The sequence below is a fragment of the Pseudomonas vanderleydeniana genome, assembly GCF_014268755.2.
Classification (GTDB): domain Bacteria; phylum Pseudomonadota; class Gammaproteobacteria; order Pseudomonadales; family Pseudomonadaceae; genus Aquipseudomonas; species Aquipseudomonas vanderleydeniana.
Genome location: NZ_CP077093.1, coordinates 319,061 through 334,423, shown reverse-complemented (window position 1 = coordinate 334,423; position 15,363 = coordinate 319,061). Strand labels below are relative to the sequence as shown.

General features: G+C 64.2%; 13 protein-coding genes and 1 pseudogene. 7 read left to right on the top strand and 7 right to left on the bottom strand.

The annotated features are described in order from the left end of the window. Nucleotides 1-355: 355 nt before the first annotated feature. The 5 genes from HU752_RS01550 to HU752_RS01530 all read left to right on the top strand — a co-directional run bounded on the left by HU752_RS01550 (nt 356) and on the right by HU752_RS01530 (nt 4,966). The gene (locus HU752_RS01550; RefSeq protein ID WP_186689293.1) at nt 356-1,387 is read left to right on the top strand and encodes a DUF5924 family protein; all 1,032 of its coding nucleotides are present in this window, start codon (nt 356-358) and stop codon (nt 1,385-1,387) included. 64 nt (nt 1,388-1,451) lie between these two features. Then, complete coding sequence (locus tag HU752_RS01545) at nt 1,452-2,597, top strand: ABC transporter permease (RefSeq protein WP_186689290.1); 1,146 nt, start codon at nt 1,452-1,454, stop codon at nt 2,595-2,597. Beyond that, complete coding sequence (locus HU752_RS01540; RefSeq protein ID WP_186689289.1) at nt 2,594-3,397, top strand: ABC transporter ATP-binding protein; 804 nt, start codon at nt 2,594-2,596, stop codon at nt 3,395-3,397. The genes HU752_RS01545 and HU752_RS01540 overlap by 4 nt, the downstream gene beginning before the upstream one ends. Nucleotide 3,398: 1 nt before the next feature. After that, entirely contained in the window at nt 3,399-4,337 is a 939-nt protein-coding gene (locus HU752_RS01535) for an MlaD family protein (protein ID WP_186689286.1), read from the top strand. Further along, nucleotides 4,334-4,966: an ABC-type transport auxiliary lipoprotein family protein gene (locus HU752_RS01530; protein WP_186689284.1), complete on the top strand. Its 633-nt coding sequence runs from the start codon at nt 4,334-4,336 to the stop codon at nt 4,964-4,966. The genes HU752_RS01535 and HU752_RS01530 overlap by 4 nt, the downstream gene beginning before the upstream one ends. Nucleotides 4,967-5,125: 159 nt before the next feature. Here HU752_RS01530 and HU752_RS32005 read toward each other — a convergent pair. The 6 genes and pseudogenes from HU752_RS32005 to HU752_RS01505 form a co-directional block, all read right to left on the bottom strand. After that, nucleotides 5,126-5,203: pseudogene (locus tag HU752_RS32005) on the bottom strand (spore maturation protein); the annotation flags it as partial. A gap of 219 nt (nt 5,204-5,422) precedes the next feature. Then, nucleotides 5,423-6,652: a nucleoside recognition domain-containing protein gene (locus tag HU752_RS01525; RefSeq protein ID WP_186689281.1), complete on the bottom strand. Its 1,230-nt coding sequence runs from the start codon at nt 6,650-6,652 to the stop codon at nt 5,423-5,425. A 351-nt stretch (nt 6,653-7,003) separates the two neighbouring features. Next, nucleotides 7,004-8,305 (bottom strand): glutamate/aspartate:proton symporter GltP, encoded by a 1,302-nt coding sequence (gene gltP / locus HU752_RS01520; protein WP_186686998.1) that lies wholly within the window; start codon nt 8,303-8,305, stop codon nt 7,004-7,006. 670 nt (nt 8,306-8,975) lie between these two features. Then, the gene (locus HU752_RS01515; protein ID WP_186686996.1) at nt 8,976-9,443 is read right to left on the bottom strand and encodes an inhibitor of vertebrate lysozyme family protein; all 468 of its coding nucleotides are present in this window, start codon (nt 9,441-9,443) and stop codon (nt 8,976-8,978) included. 2 nt (nt 9,444-9,445) lie between these two features. Beyond that, nucleotides 9,446-9,610 (bottom strand): DUF1328 domain-containing protein, encoded by a 165-nt coding sequence (locus HU752_RS01510; RefSeq protein ID WP_017902664.1) that lies wholly within the window; start codon nt 9,608-9,610, stop codon nt 9,446-9,448. 89 nt (nt 9,611-9,699) lie between these two features. Beyond that, the gene (locus HU752_RS01505; RefSeq protein ID WP_186686993.1) at nt 9,700-9,984 is read right to left on the bottom strand and encodes a hypothetical protein; all 285 of its coding nucleotides are present in this window, start codon (nt 9,982-9,984) and stop codon (nt 9,700-9,702) included. 418 nt (nt 9,985-10,402) lie between these two features. Between HU752_RS01505 and algB the strand changes: the two genes are divergently transcribed. Continuing rightward, complete coding sequence (gene algB, locus HU752_RS01500; RefSeq protein WP_186686990.1) at nt 10,403-11,749, top strand: sigma-54-dependent response regulator transcription factor AlgB; 1,347 nt, start codon at nt 10,403-10,405, stop codon at nt 11,747-11,749. A gap of 10 nt (nt 11,750-11,759) precedes the next feature. Beyond that, nucleotides 11,760-13,535, top strand: coding sequence for an ATP-binding protein (locus HU752_RS01495; protein ID WP_186686988.1), 1,776 nt, complete (start codon nt 11,760-11,762; stop codon nt 13,533-13,535). Between the two features lie 168 nt (nt 13,536-13,703). Here HU752_RS01495 and HU752_RS01490 read toward each other — a convergent pair whose 3' ends face one another. Continuing rightward, on the bottom strand, nt 13,704-15,320 hold the full coding sequence (locus HU752_RS01490) for an EAL domain-containing protein (protein ID WP_186686979.1): 1,617 nt from the start codon (nt 15,318-15,320) through the stop codon (nt 13,704-13,706). Nucleotides 15,321-15,363: the final 43 nt, after the last annotated feature.

Here is a 15,363-nt window from a genome sequence, read left to right as displayed (position 1 = left end):
GGGAATGTCTCCCTGGACGCTCGGCGTCTGCTCCTGTGACGCGGAGCGTCACAGGCTGCGTTCCCACGCGGAGCGTGGGGACGATCAGGCAAGGGGGACCGCCAGGCAGCGGGATTGCTCCCATCCCTTGCGTTAAAACTGTATTGTCCGATCGTTCCCACGCTCAGCGTGGGAATGCCTCCCTGGACGCTCGGCGTCTGCTCCTGTGACGCAGAGCGTCACAGGCTGCGTTCCCAAGCGGAACGTGGGAACGGTCAGGCAAGGGGGACCGCCAGGCAGCGGGATTGCTCCCATCCCTTGCGTTAAAACTGTATTGTGTCGGGCCATTTCGCCCGCCAGTCCAGTGAACCGCCGCATGACCCAGCTGACCCTCCTCATCCAACGCGTCCTCGAACTGATGAAGCGTTACCCGGGAGCCATCGCCGCCTTCGGTTTCTGCTCGGGCATCGCCAGCTTCATCCTGATCGACCGCCAGCAGAGCAAGGCCAGCCTGATCGCCATCGTGCTGTTGCTGAGCTGGGTCTGGCTGATGCTGGAAAACACCCTGACCCAACTGTTCAGCCGGCTGTTCAAGCGCGAAATCCCCGAACCGCTGCTGCGCTACGCAACGCAGCTGATCCACCAGGAAAGCCTGTTCTTCGTCCTGCCATTCTTTTTCATCACCACCACCTGGAACAGCGGCCAGCTGATCTTCACCAGCCTGCTCGGCGCGGCGGCGCTGGTGTCGATCACCGACCCGCTGTACTACAAGTGGCTGGCGCCCAAGCGCTGGCTGCTGCTGGGCCTGCACACCCTGACGCTGTTCGCGGCGATGCTCACCGCATTGCCGATCATCCTCCACCTGACCACGGCGCAGAGCTACAAGCTGGCGCTGGGCACCGCGCTGCTGCTGTCGATCCCCAGCCTGGCGGTGAGCCTGCCCCTGCGCAGCCTGCGTGGCTGGCTGATGCTGGTCAGCGTCACCCTGGCCATCGGCGGCGCCGGTTGGCTGCTGCGTTCCTGGGTGCCACCGGCGACCCTGTGGATGACCGAAGTGGCGGTGACCACGCAACTGCAGGACCGTACCCCCGGCGCCAGCCTGGAACAGGTCGACGCCGCCCAGGTGCGCAGCGGCGGGCTCTATGCCTATACCTCGATCAATGCACCACGCGGCCTGGACGAACGGATCTACCATGTCTGGGAATTCAACGGCCGCGAGGTCGACCGGATCGCCCTGGATATCCATGGCGGGCGCAAGGAGGGTTACCGCGCCTGGACGCACAAGCAGAATTTCCCCGCCGACCCCAGCGGCAGCTGGCTGGTCCGGGTGCTGACCGAGGACGGGCAGATGCTCGGCGTGCTGCGTTTCGAGATCACCGCCCCGGCAAAGACCGCACAAGGGTCCTAGTGATTTGTCAGACTCTCGTGCTATTACAGAGGTTTGCGTAAACACCTGTTAAGCCCGGAAGCCCATGATCATCAGCACGATGGCCGGCAATGCCCAGCTGGACACCTCGACGAGCCCCGCGCGCCTGCGGATCAGTGGCGACTGGACGCTGGCCCACTACAACGCCCTGAAACGCCGCAGTGCCGAGCTGCTCGGCCAGTACGACGCGGCGACCACCGTCGACCTCGATCAGCTGGGCGCCCTCGACACCGCTGGCGCCTCGCTGCTGGTGGAACTGCTGGGTGCCCAGCGCCTCGGGCAATTGGCCGAGCACAGCGAACACCTGTCCGCCGCCGACCGCGCACTGTTGCAGACCGTCTACTGCTCGCTGGCCGACTTCTGCGTACCGGTCAAGGAACCGGAGCAGGCCGCCGGCATGCAACTGCTCGAACGCATTGGCCGAGCCGTCGACAAGGTCTGGCAGGACACCCGGCAACTGCTCGGCTTCGTCGGCCTGATCCTCGAGACCCTCGCTCGCGGCCTGCTGCGGCCGTCGCGCTGGCGGCTCACGCCGATGGTCGCGCATATCGAGCAGACCGGTCTCGACGCCGCACCGATCATCGCCCTGCTGACCTTCCTGGTCGGCGCCGTGGTGGCGTTTCTCGGCGCCACGGTGCTGGCCAGCTTCGGCGCCAGCATCTTTACCGTGGACCTGGTGGCCTTCTCCTTCCTGCGTGAGTTCGGCGTGCTGCTGACCGCCATCCTGATGGCCGGCCGCACCGCCAGTGCCTTTACCGCGCAGATCGGCTCGATGAAGGCCAATGAAGAGATCGACGCCATTCGCACCCTCGGCCTGGACCCCATGGAACTGCTGGTGCTGCCGCGGGTGCTGGCGCTGCTCGTCGCCCTGCCGATGCTGACCTTCCTCGCCATGCTCTGCGGGATCATCGGCGGTGGCGTGGTTTGCGCACTGTCGCTGGGCATCTCGCCGGCGATGTTCCTGTCACTGCTGCAGGCCGACATCGGCATCCAGCATTTCTTCGTCGGCCTGGTGAAAGCACCGTTCTTCGCTTTCCTGATCGCCGCCGTTGGTTGCCTGGAAGGCTTCAAGGTCAGCGGCAGCGCCGAATCGGTCGGCGCCCACACCACCTCCAGCGTGGTCCAGTCGATCTTCATCGTCATCGTGCTCGACGCCGTCGCGGCGCTGTTCTTCATGGAGATGGGCTGGTGAGCCGGGTAGTGCGGGCGCCGAGCGAAGCGGTGATCCAGGTCCGCGGACTGTGCAACCGCTTCGGTGCGCAGAGCGTGCACGAGAACCTCGACCTGGACCTGTACAAGGGCGAGATCATGGCGGTGGTCGGCGGCTCCGGTACCGGCAAGTCGGTGCTGATGCGCAGCATCATCGGCCTGCGCCAGCCCAGCGACGGGCAGGTGCGGGTATTCGGCCAGGACCTGACGAGCCTGCCGGAACAGGCAAGATCCCAGGTCGAGCGGCGCTTCGGCGTACTGTTCCAGCAGGGTGCGCTGTTTTCCTCCCTGACCGTGGTCGAGAACGTCGCCCTGCCACTGATCGAGCACGCCGGCCTGAATCGTGCCGACGCCGAACACCTGGCCTGCGTGAAGCTGGCGCTGGCCGGCCTGCCGCTGTCGGCCGCCAACAAGTACCCGGCCTCGCTGTCCGGCGGGATGATCAAGCGGGCCGCCCTGGCCCGTTCCCTGGCACTGGACCCGGACATCCTGTTCCTCGACGAGCCCACTGCCGGCCTCGACCCGATCGGTGCGGCCGCCTTCGACCAACTGATCCTGACCCTGCGCGATGCCCTCGGCCTGAGCGTATTCCTGATCACCCACGACCTCGACACGCTCTACACCATCACCGACCGGGTCGCGGTGCTGGCGCAGAAACGCGTGCTGGTGGCCGACGCCATCGACCGGGTCGCCGAAACCGACGACCCCTGGATTCACGAATATTTCCACGGCCCACGTGGCCGCGCCGCCTATGACGCGGCAACAGCGCTCAAGGAGGGATGAGATGGAAACCCGTGCCCATCATGTGATGATCGGCCTGTTCAGCGTACTGGTGGTGCTCGGTGCACTGCTGTTCGGCCTGTGGCTGGCCAAGTCCAGCGTCGACACCGCGTTCAAGGACTACGAAGTGGTCTTCAACGAGGCGGTCAGCGGCCTGTCCCGCGGCAGCCCGGTGCAGTACAGCGGGATCAAGGTCGGTGACGTGCTGCAGCTGAGCCTCGATCCGAAGGACCCGCGCCGGGTGCTGGCGCGCATCCGCCTGGCCGGCGACACCCCGATCAAGGAAGACACCCGCGCCAAGCTGGCCCTGACCGGGATCACCGGTACCTCGCTGATCCAGCTCAGTGGCGGTACGCCGCAGAGCCCCGAGCTCAAGGGCAGGGACGGCAAGCTGCCGGAGATCATCGCCAGCCCCTCGCCGATCAGCCGCCTGCTCAGCGACAGCAGCGACCTGATGAGTGGCATCAACGTGTTGCTGCACAACGCCAATGAGCTGTTTTCCGCGGAAAACGTCGAGAATGTCAGCAAGACCCTGGACAACCTGCAGCAGACCACCGGGGCCATCGCCGGCCAGCGCGACGACATCCGTCAGGTGCTGCAGCAGATGACCGTGCTCAGCAGGCAGGTCAGCGGCACCCTGGAGCAGACCTCGCAGCTGATGCGCAACGCCAACAACCTGCTCGACAAGCAGGGCACCCAGGCGCTGGGCAGTGCCGAGCGCGCCATGCAGTCGCTGGAGCGCAGCAGCGCGACGCTCGACAAGCTGCTCGCTACCAACCAGGACTCGGTCAACAGCGGCCTGCAGGGGCTCAACGAGCTGGCGCCGGCGATCCGCGAACTGCGTGAGACCCTGAGCAGCCTGAAGACCGTTTCGCAGCGCCTGAACGCCAACCCCAGCGGCTACCTGCTGGGCCGTGACACGAACAAGGAATTCACCCCATGAGGCTTGCCCATCGCGCCCTGAGCCAACTGACCCTGATCGCCGGCCTGGCATTGGGCAGCGCCTGCTCGATCCTGCCCCAGGCCGAGCCGGTGGACGTCTATCGGCTGCCGACCACGCAGGGCAGCGCCACAGCTTCAGCGGTACAGCCGGTCGAGTGGTCGTTGCGGATTGCCAAGCCGATCGCCGGCGAGGCGCTGAACAGCCCGAATATCGCCGTGATCCCCCAGGGCAACCTGCTCAGCCACTACAAGGCCTCGCGCTGGAGCGACCCGGCGCCAGTGCTGCTGCGCAACCGCCTGCTCGATGCGTTCCAGCGCGATGGCCGGGTGCGCCTGCTGAGCACTGACGACAGCAACCTGCGCGCAGACTTCGAACTGGGTGGTGAACTGCAGGCGTTCCAGACCGAGTACCGCGGGCAGGACGCCGAGGTGGTGATCCGCTTCGATGCACGGCTGGTGCGTGACAACGACCAGCGGATTCTCGCCAGCCGGCGCTTCGAAGTGCGCCAGCCGCTGGGCGACAAGCAAGTGCCGGGCGTGGTGGCCGGCTTTGGCCAGGCCGGGGACAAGCTGACCACGCAGGTGATCGGCTGGGCGGTGCAGCAGGGCCAGATTTCAGCTAAACGCTGAAGACTCCTGTGGCGAGCGGGCTTGCCCGCGCTGGGATGCGCAGCAGCCCTAAAGCCAGACACCTAGCTCGGTCAGATACACCGGGTTTTCTGATGTTGGGGCTGCTTTGCAGCCCAGCGCGGGCAAGCCCGCTCGCCACCAAAGCCAGCGTTGGCCCCAGCCAAAGAACCAGTAGCAGACCCCGATCGCCGCAACCACCCCGGCCAGTTCCGCCAGCAGGGCACAGCCCACCGCATGGCAGCCGCAAATCGGCTACCGCGTTGTATCAGGCAGGACATGCATGCTGGTGTCAGGGCCGCTTCGCGGCCCAGCGCGGGCAAGCCCGCTCGCCACTCAGTCAGCCAACCAGTTAGCCGTTAGCCGTTAGCCGTTAGCCGTTAGCCGTTAGCCGTTAGCCGTTAGCCGTTAGCCAGCATCCTACAAGGAATGAGGTGAAACCTCACACCACGGCAGGCCTCAGCCAAAGAACCAGTAGCAGACCCCGATCGCCGCGACCACCCCGGCCAGTTCCGCCAGCAGGGCACAGCCCACCGCATGGCGGGCGCGCTGGATGTTCACCGCGCCGAAATACACGGCCAGCACATAGAAGGTGGTCTCGGTGCTGCCCTGGATGGTCGCCGCCGCCAGGGCCGGGAAACTGTCCACGCCCTGGGTCTTCATGGTTTCGATCAGCATCGCCCGGGCGGCACTGCCGGAGAACGGCTTGACCATCGCCGTCGGCAACGCGTCGACGAAACGCGTGTCCCAGCCGGCCCACTGCACCAGGTGACGAATGCCGTCGAGGCCGAAATCCAGCGCCCCGGACGCCCGCAACACACCGATCGCACAGAGCATCGCCACCAGGTACGGCAGCAGGTTCTTCGCCACGTCGAAGCCTTCCTTCGCGCCTTCGACGAAGGCCTCGTAGACCTTGACCTTGCGCAGGGCACCCACCACCAGGAACAGCATGATCAGGCCGAACAGCGTCAGGTTGCCGAGGATCGACGACAGGCTCGCCAGCGCCGTGGCCGACAGACCGGCCAACACCGCCATGAAGCCACCGAGGAGCAACGCCCCTGGCACCAGGTAGGCCAGCACCACCGGGTCCCACAGGCGCAGGCGCTGCATCACCGCTACCGAGAGCAGGCCGACCAGGGTCGAGGCACTGGTCGCCAGCAGGATCGGCAGGAACACCAGGGTCGGGTCCGGCGCCCCCTGTTGGGCGCGGTACATGAAGATGGTCACCGGCAACAGGGTCAGCGACGAGGCGTTGAGTACCAGGAACAGGATCTGCGCGTTGCTCGCCACGGTCTGGCTCGGGTTGAGCTCCTGCAGCGCGCGCATGGCCTTCAGGCCAATGGGCGTGGCGGCGTTGTCCAGGCCCAGGCCGTTGGCGGCGAAGTTGAGGGTGATCAGGCCGATGGCCGGGTGGCCGCGTGGCACTTCCGGCATCAGCCGGCTGAACAGCGGGCCGAGGGCCTTGGCCAGCCAGTCGACGATCCCGGCCTTTTCGGCGATGCGCAGGAAACCGAGCCAGAGGGTCAGGGTACCGAACAACAGGACCATGACCTCCACCGAGAGCTTGGCCATGGCGAAGATGCTTTCGACCATGCTGGCGAAGATCGCGTGATTGCCACCCACCAGCCATTGCGCTAGCGCCGAGACGGTCGCCACCACGAAAAAGCCAAGCCACAGGCCATTGAGCATCGGGAAAACTCCTTGAAGATGCGGCGAATGATAGCGGTAGGGCCAGAAACAACAAACCCCGGAGAGTCCGGGGTCTGTCATTCGATCAGAGATGATTCGATCGTTCCCACGCTCTGCGTGGGAACGCATCCCTCGATGCTCCGCGTCGCCAAGCTGAAGCGGAACGCGGAGCGTCCGGCGAGGTGTTCCCACGCAGAGCGTGGGAACAATCGGCGTCAATCAGGCCTTTCGATCGTTCCCACGCTCTGCGTGGGAATGCATCCCTCGACGCTCCGCGTCGCCAAGCTGAAGCGGAACGCGGAGCGTCCGGCGAGGTGTTCCCACGCAGAGCGTGGGAACAATCGGCGTCAATCAGGCCTTGCTGCGCCAGTGCGGCAGCGAGTTCCAGTAGCGCTCGCCCTTGGCATCGTCGTACAGGCCTTCCCAACGGGCGATGACCAGCGCGGCCAGGGCGTTGCCAACCACGTTCAGGGCGGTACGCGCCATGTCCATGATGCGGTCGACACCGGCGATGAAGGCCAGGCCTTCCAGCGGAATGCCGACGCTGCCCAGGGTGGCCAGCAACACCACGAAGGAAACGCCCGGTACCCCGGCGATGCCCTTGGAGGTGACCATCAGGGTCAGCACCAGCAGCAGTTGCTGGCTGATGGACAGGTCGATGCCGTAGAGCTGGGCGATGAAGATCGCCGCGATGCTCTGGTACAGGGTCGAACCGTCGAGGTTGAACGAGTAGCCGGTCGGCACCACGAAGCTGCAGATGGCCTTTGGCGCACCATAGGCTTCCATCTTCTCGATGATCCGCGGCAGGGCGGTTTCCGAGCTGGCGGTGGAGTAGGCCAGGATCAGCTCGTCCTTGAAGATGCGCATCAGCTTGATCACCGAGAAGCCGAACAGGCGGGCGATCAGGCCGAGCACGACAAAGGCGAAGAAGATCACCGCGACGTAGACCAGCACCACCAGCTTGGCCAACGGCAGCAACGAGGCGAAACCGAAGTTGGCCACGGTCACGGCGATCAGGGCGAACACACCGATCGGCGCGTAGTTCATGATCATGTGGGTGACCTTGAACATGGTTTCCGAGACGCCCTGGAACATCTTCACCAGCGGGTCGCGCAGTTCGGCCTGCAGGCTCGACAGACCGAGGCCGAACAGGACCGAGAAGAAGATGATCGGCAGCATTTCGCCACGCGCCATGGCAGCGATGACGTTCGACGGGATCAGGTTGAGAATGGTCTCGATGAACGCATGCTCATGCTGGACTTCGGCCACGGTGGCCTTGTACTTGGAGATGTCCACGGTGCCCAGGGTGCTCATGTCGATGCCGGCACCCGGATGGACCACGTTGGCCAGCACCAGACCGACGAGGATGGCGATGGTGGTGACGATCTCGAAGTAGATGATGGTCTTCAGACCGATGCGTCCCAGTTGCTTCGCATCACCGACGCCGGCGATGCCGACCACCAGCGAGGAAATGACGATCGGGATCACGATCATCTTGATCAGGCGGATGAAGATATCGCCTGCCGGTTGCAGCACGTTACTGATCCACCAGGCCTTCTCGGCACTGAAATGGTTGAGCAGCGCACCGAGTGCAATCCCCAGTACCAGACCGATGAGGATCTGCCAGGCGAGGCTGAGCTTTGCCTTCTTCATATTATTACCCTTGCTTCAAGTGGACTTGGGCAAATGCGTCCTGCCAGCACGCCCAGGCATGCGGGAAGACCCCATCTGCCCTCCATGGAAGGTCACCCCCAGCGAGCCGAAAGCTCTCTGGCTGGCGAAAAAAGGCGCAACTATTGCGGCGCAGGGGAGGCACGTCTAATGCCGTAAACGACTACCCCATGCCGAATCGGCATAAGTTTTGTCCGACAATAGGTCAGCCAGAGGGGGCTTGAAGAAGACATTTCGGCCGCCATGATGGCCGTAATCCGGCCATCACAGAGTGATTAGTATCATTCCGAAGAGGAGTAAACCCGCCTTTGGGTTCTCGAAAAACCTTACAAATTCGGGCTTTGACCTGGGTCATTGGAAAAGGTTTTTCTGGATGTACGGTCGCATCGACGAATGGATCCGATACTAATCCGCACTTAATGTCTGAACGACATAAGACGACAGCAGTGGTAGACCACAGGGACCGCCCTGCAATCTACCGACTGCCGCCTTCACCTGACCCGGCCCTTGCGCAGGCACTCCCTGTACCCGTAGGTCGCTCCGATCCTGCAACAATCAGAGCATCCCGGCCCCCTGGTCATGCATTCGCCGTCCTCGGGCGATGCAGGGGTAGAAGCTCTCGACGAGCTCCTGCTCTTTCAATCCGCCGAACTCAGTACCAGTTCGGGTCCTTCTTCAGTTGTTCCTTCAACAGCCCCTGCATGCCTTCATCCGGCTTGCCGAGGAAGCGGTAGTCGGCGTGGCGGGTCGGCGACTTGTCGGCCGGCAGGCCCGAAGGCACCTCCACCAGCATCGCGTAGGCGTGCTGCTTGTCGAGACTGAAGGCCACGATCAGGCGCTTGTTCCGGCAAGTATCAGCGGCTTCGCACAAGGGACCGACCAGATACTTGTCGCCGTCTTCCTCGACTGCGTTCATCTGTTCGGAACTGCCCGACAGGTTCATCACCCATTCCGGCAGGCGCTCTTCCTTCTGTACGACCTTCTGCCAGGCCTCGCGATACTCGGGAGCCGAACTCAACAGCTCGTTGACCCGCGACTGCCCGTCGTTGGCGGCCAGCGCCGCGGCGCCACTGCCCAGCAACAGGGCAGCGACCACGGCTTTCAGGGTTGGCTTGAACATGTTCAGCCCCGACCGCGACGACCGAACAGGAACGACGCGATGAACATCACCAGGAACACGACAAAGAGAATCTTGGCGATGCCTGTGGCGGTACCGGCGATACCACCGAAGCCCAGTACGGCGGCGACAATGGCAATGATCAGGAATGTGATAGCCCAACTCAGCATGATGACTCTCCTTACCTTGGTCCTGCGATTTTTGGCTTTTTTGCCTTTTACTGCTTACCGCGCCAGGCCCGGGGGCTGGCACCTGTTGCCTAGAACACCCAACGCTCCTGCCGTGGCAGTTCGTCCAGCGGTTCGGCTTGGTCCACTGGCGTCAGGCGATAGTCCACCGGGGCGCTTGCGGCGCTGCCGATGGCACTGAAATGGGTTTGCACGGGAGCCTGGAAGAACACACGCTGCGGCTCGACCGCTGGCTGGGTCCAGCGCATGAAGGCCTGGCCGACGACCAGGGTGATCAACAATGCCAGGAGCGCGAACAGCCCTTGCTGTACGTGGAGCGGCGAGATACGCAATGACGCGGCAAGTTGGCGATTCATCCTGAAACTCCTCCGACACAGTCTTTTGTCTTTATTCCGGACTGGATCGGCGCACTGCCGATCCAACCTTGCGTAAGAGGGATATTGCAGAGCGCATGCCAATTTTTTTGTCAGAAAAAACTCAATAAAATCATATAGTTATAAACACATATCGACTTGTGTGGACAGCATCCTGCACGATCGCCCGGTTTACCATCGTGCACAATGCACGACAGGCCCGCCGCACTCGGCCTAAGATGCCGGAGTCGCCACGCGGAAAATCCGCAGGAATTTGCCGGAGTGTCGGTTGTCGGAAGCGTAGGGCGACAAAAAATTCCCCAAATCAGCGGGTTAGCAGACAGCGGAAGGCCGGCTTCTGCAGGCTGCCCGGCTCGTCCGGGACCATCGGGAACATTCATCTATAAAAGGAGCGCGGGTCATGGAATCAGCCCCGGAACACCAAGGCCGTATTCTGCTGGTGGACGATGAGTCCGCCATCCTTCGCACCTTCCGCTATTGCCTGGAAGACGAGGGCTATAGCGTCGCCACCGCCAACAGCGCGGCCCAGGCCGACGCCCTGTTGCAACGCCAGGTGTTCGACCTGTGCTTCCTCGACCTGCGCCTGGGCGAGGACAACGGCCTGGATGTGCTGGCCCAGATGCGCATCCAGGCACCGTGGATGCGGGTCGTGATCGTCACCGCCCACTCCGCCGTCGACACGGCCGTCGACGCGATCCAGGCCGGCGCCGCGGACTACCTGGTCAAGCCGTGCAGCCCCGACCAGCTGCGCCTGGCCACCGCCAAGCAGCTGGAAGTGCGGCAACTGTCGGCCCGCCTCGAAGCGCTCGAGGGCGAAGTGCGCAAGCCCAAGGACGGCCTCGACTCGCACAGCCCGGCGATGATGGTGGTGCTGGAAACCGCCCGCCAGGTCGCCGGCACCGACGCCAACATCCTGATCCTTGGCGAGTCCGGCACCGGCAAGGGCGAGCTGGCCCGGGCCATCCACGGCTGGAGCAAGCGCGCGAAGAAATCCTGCGTCACCATCAACTGCCCGTCGCTGACCGCCGAGCTGATGGAAAGCGAACTGTTCGGCCACAGCCGCGGCGCCTTTACCGGCGCCAGCGAGAGCACGCTGGGGCGAGTCAACCAGGCCGATGGCGGGACACTGTTCCTCGACGAGATCGGCGACTTCCCGCTGACCCTGCAGCCCAAGTTGCTGCGCTTCATCCAGGACAAGGAATACGAGCGGGTCGGCGACCCGGTGACCCGCAGGGCCGACGTACGCATCCTGGCCGCCACCAACCTCAACCTGGACGACATGGCACGTGAGGGGCGCTTCCGCGAGGACCTGCTCTACCGGCTCAATGTCATCACCCTGCACCTGCCGCCCCTGCGCGAACGCAGCGAAGACATCCTGACCCTGGCCGACCGTTTCCTTGCACGCTTCGTCAAGGAGTACGCCCGGCCGGCCCGGGGTTTCAGCGAGGAGGCCCGCGAGGCGCTGGTCAACTACCGCTGGCCGGGCAATATCCGCGAACTGCGCAACGTCATCGAGCGCGCCAGCATCATCTGCCCGCAGGAACGAGTGGAGATCAGCCACCTGGGCATGGGCGAGCAACCGGTCAACAACGCTCCGCGCATCGGCGCGCCGATGAGCCTGGACGAACTGGAGAAAGCCCATATCGGCGCAGTACTGGCCACCAGCGACACCCTGGACCAGGCCGCCAGGACCCTGGGCATCGATGCCTCGACGCTGTACCGCAAACGCAAACAGTACAACCTGTGAGCCGTACCCCATGAAGCTTGCGATGAAGTTGCGCACCCGTCTGTTCCTGAGCATCTCGGCGCTGATGACCGTGGCCCTGCTGGGGCTGCTGCTGGGGATGGCCAGCGTGGTGCAGATGAGCAGGAGCCAGGAGACACTGATCCGCGACAACTTCATCACGCTCGACCTGGGGCTCAAGCTGCGCCAGAGCCTGGGCGACCAACTGGTCATCATGCTCCGCGACAACCCGGACCAGGCCGCCTTGCAGGCCGCAGAGCAGACCTACCGGCAGTTGCTGGACGAAGGTGTCGAACACGAACAGGAACGCAGCGTACGTGGCGGATTCGCCCAGGCGCGGATCGACTACGAAAACTTCCTGCAGGCCTTCGACTCCCGCAGCAAGACGACCAGCAACAGTGACATCACCGAGCGCTTCAACACCCTGCGCAACGGTCTGCTCAGCGCGCACAAGCAGGCCCTGGCGGATATCAGCAGGGCGGAAAGCGGCGCCCGCAGCAGCGCCATGCTGATCGCCGGGCTGCTCGGACTGGTCGCCCTGGCGGTACTGATCATCGGTTTCATCACCGCCCATGGCATCGCCCAGCGTATCGGTGCTCCCATCGAGGCGCTGGCCAAGGCGGCGGACCGGGTCGGGCAAGGCGACTTCGAAGTCACCCTGCCGATCTCCTCGTCCACCGAGATGAACCAGCTGACCCGGCGCTTCGGCCTCATGGCCGAGGCCCTGCGCCAGCATCAGGCAACCAATGTCGATGAGCTGCTGGCCGGCCAGCAGCGCCTGCAGTCGGTGCTCGACAGCATCGATGACGGCCTGCTGATGATCGACCGCCAGGGCCGCCTGGAACACCTCAACCCGGTAGCCCAGCGCCAGCTCGGCTGGGACGCCGCGCGCCTCGGCCAGGGCCTGGGCGAAGCCCTCGGCCGGCCGGAACTCGACGAGCAACTGAGCCTGATCCTGCGCGGCGGTAGCCTGGAACGGGCACCGGAAGACCTTGAGGTCGAAGTCGATGGCGAGTCCCGCCTGCTGACCTACAGCCTGACGCCGGTCAGCCATCCCCAAGGCCACATTCTCGGCGCGGTGATGGTGTTGCGAGACGTCACCGAACAGCGTGCCTTCGAACGCGTGCGCAGCGAATTCGTCCTGCGCGCCTCCCATGAGCTGCGTACGCCGGTAACCGGCATGCACATGGCGTTCGGCCTGCTGCAGGAGCGCGTGCACTTCGACAGCGAGTCGCGTGAAGCGGACCTGCTGAACACGGTCAACGAAGAAATGCAGCGGCTGATGCAACTGATCAACGACCTGCTGAATTTCTCGCGCTACCAGAACGGTCTGCAGAAGCTCACGCTGGTCCCGTGCGACATCGGCCAACTGCTGGATAAGGCCCGCGAGCGTTTTCAGCAACAGGCCCAGGGCCTGGACATCGACCTGCAGATCGAGATCCAGCCGCCGCTGCCACGCCTGCATGCCGACCCCGGGCAACTGGAGCGGGTACTCGACAACCTGATCGACAACGCCATGCGCCACACCGCCCGCGGCGGGCAGATCCGCCTGCAGGCCCGGCGTCATGGCGAACGGGTGATCGTCAGCGTCGAGGACAATGGCGAAGGCATCGCCTACGGCCAGCAGGGACGGATCTTCGAACCCTTCGTCCAGGTCGGACGCAAGAAGGGTGGAGCCGGCCTGGGCCTGGCCCTGTGCAAGGAAATCGTCCAGTTGCACGGCGGGCGCATGGGGGTCTATTCACGGCCGGGGCAGGGCACCCAGTTCTACATGGCGTTACCGGTCTAGGCTGTGTACGAAATTGTTTGAAACGCAGGTTAGGCAAGGCAAAAACCGGCGAGGAACGGCCGGGGTCGCGCCCGACTTTACTGGAGTAAATGAGCATTCCGAGCCGGTTTTTAACGCCGCATAACCAAGTTTCAAGCGATTTCGTACATAGCCTAGCAAGGACAGGAGTCAGGCCTCGTCATCCAGCCGGCGGACACCCAGGCGTCGCCCGCGAGTGATCATCTCGACGAACTGCATGGCCGTCAGCGCCTGGGCGAACAGCCAGCCCTGCCCGTAGCTGACGCCTTCGCTGCTGAGCAGCATCGCCTGGGACTCATGCTCGATCCCCTCGGCAATCACCCGTAGCTGCAGGGCATGGGCCATGCGGATGATATGCGGTGCCACACCGCTGCTGGCCGCATCATGGCCGAGGGCGTCGATAAAGGCCTTGTCGATCTTCAGGCAGTCCACAGGCAAGGTCTGCAGGTAGGCCAGGCTGCAGTAGCCGGTACCGAAGTCATCGATCAACACCTGGTGCCCGACACTGCGCAGCGCCTGCAGGTTGTCCCGCGCCACCACCACGTCGATCAGGCCGCGCTCGGTGACCTCGAAGGCAATCTGTCGGGGTGCCACCCGATAGGCCCGCAGCAGCCGGCTGATCACCTCGCCGACGCGCGGCACCATCACGTCGCAGGCTGCCAGGTTGACCGAGATGTACAACTGCGGATTGGCCCGTAGCAGCGGCCCGAGTTGTTCCAGCAGGCGCTGCAGGACAAAATCGGTGATCTGGCGGATCTGCCCGGTGTCCTCCGCCAGCGGAATGAACAGGTCGGGGCTGGTCAGCGTGCCGTCCGGACGACGCCAGCGGACCAGTGCCTCGGCGCCGACGCACTGCCGGCTGCGCAGGTCGAAGATCGGCTGGTAGAACACCTGCAGCTCACCCCGGCGCAGCGCCCCCTGCAACTCACCGTTGAGCGACTGGCGCTGGCGAGCCAGTTGCAGGACCAGGCCGCCGATGCAGGCGGCAACCACCAGGCTGGCCGGCAACAGCCACCACCACAGCGGGTTGAAGCGCAGTTGCATCGCACTGCGCGGTGCAACCATCACCAACTGGTACTCGGGGGTGCTGGTAGGCATGCGATAGATCAGTTCCCGATCGGTGATCAGCAACGGGTCACGCCCGCGGCTGGTCCAGCCTTGCGGCGGCCAGGCCTGCAACGGTCCCAGGACCGGGATCGCCCGCCGACCATGATTGACCACCACCAGCAGGCTCGCGTCGGGCGGCAGTTCGACGACATCACTCAGGTGGCCCCGCGAGGTCGAGACCCGGAAGTTGCCACGCCCGAGCATCAGTGCCGCCAGGTTGTCGTTCGGCTCGGTCGAGGTATTGAGCCAGTAGCTGTAGGTGGGGCCGCGGATGTCCGGCTCGCGGTAAGAGAGCTGCGAATCCTGGCGCGGCCAGTTGGAACAGGACTCGGTGGGATCGGTGTAGAAGGCGGAGTAGATGAACCGGTAACTGAAGCTCAATTGCTGCAGGGTCTCGATCATCTGCCCACTGCAACCTCGCAGCGGCTGCGCCTCGAGCACATCGAGGCCTTCGCGCAACTGGCCAAACAGTTGCTCCAGGCGCTCGAGGAAACGCTGGCCCTGGGCATTCATCTGTTCGCTTTCCTGCTGCCGGACCTGGTGCACCACCACGGCCAGGCTGCCGCCCAGCAGCAGCAAGGCACTGAGCGAGGCAGCCAGCAATGCCTGCGACCAGGGACGATGAAACCAGGCGGGCAACGTCTCACGGGTGGCCGGCATCGTGGAATATCCGAAGGATTACCAATGAGTTATAGCAACTGAT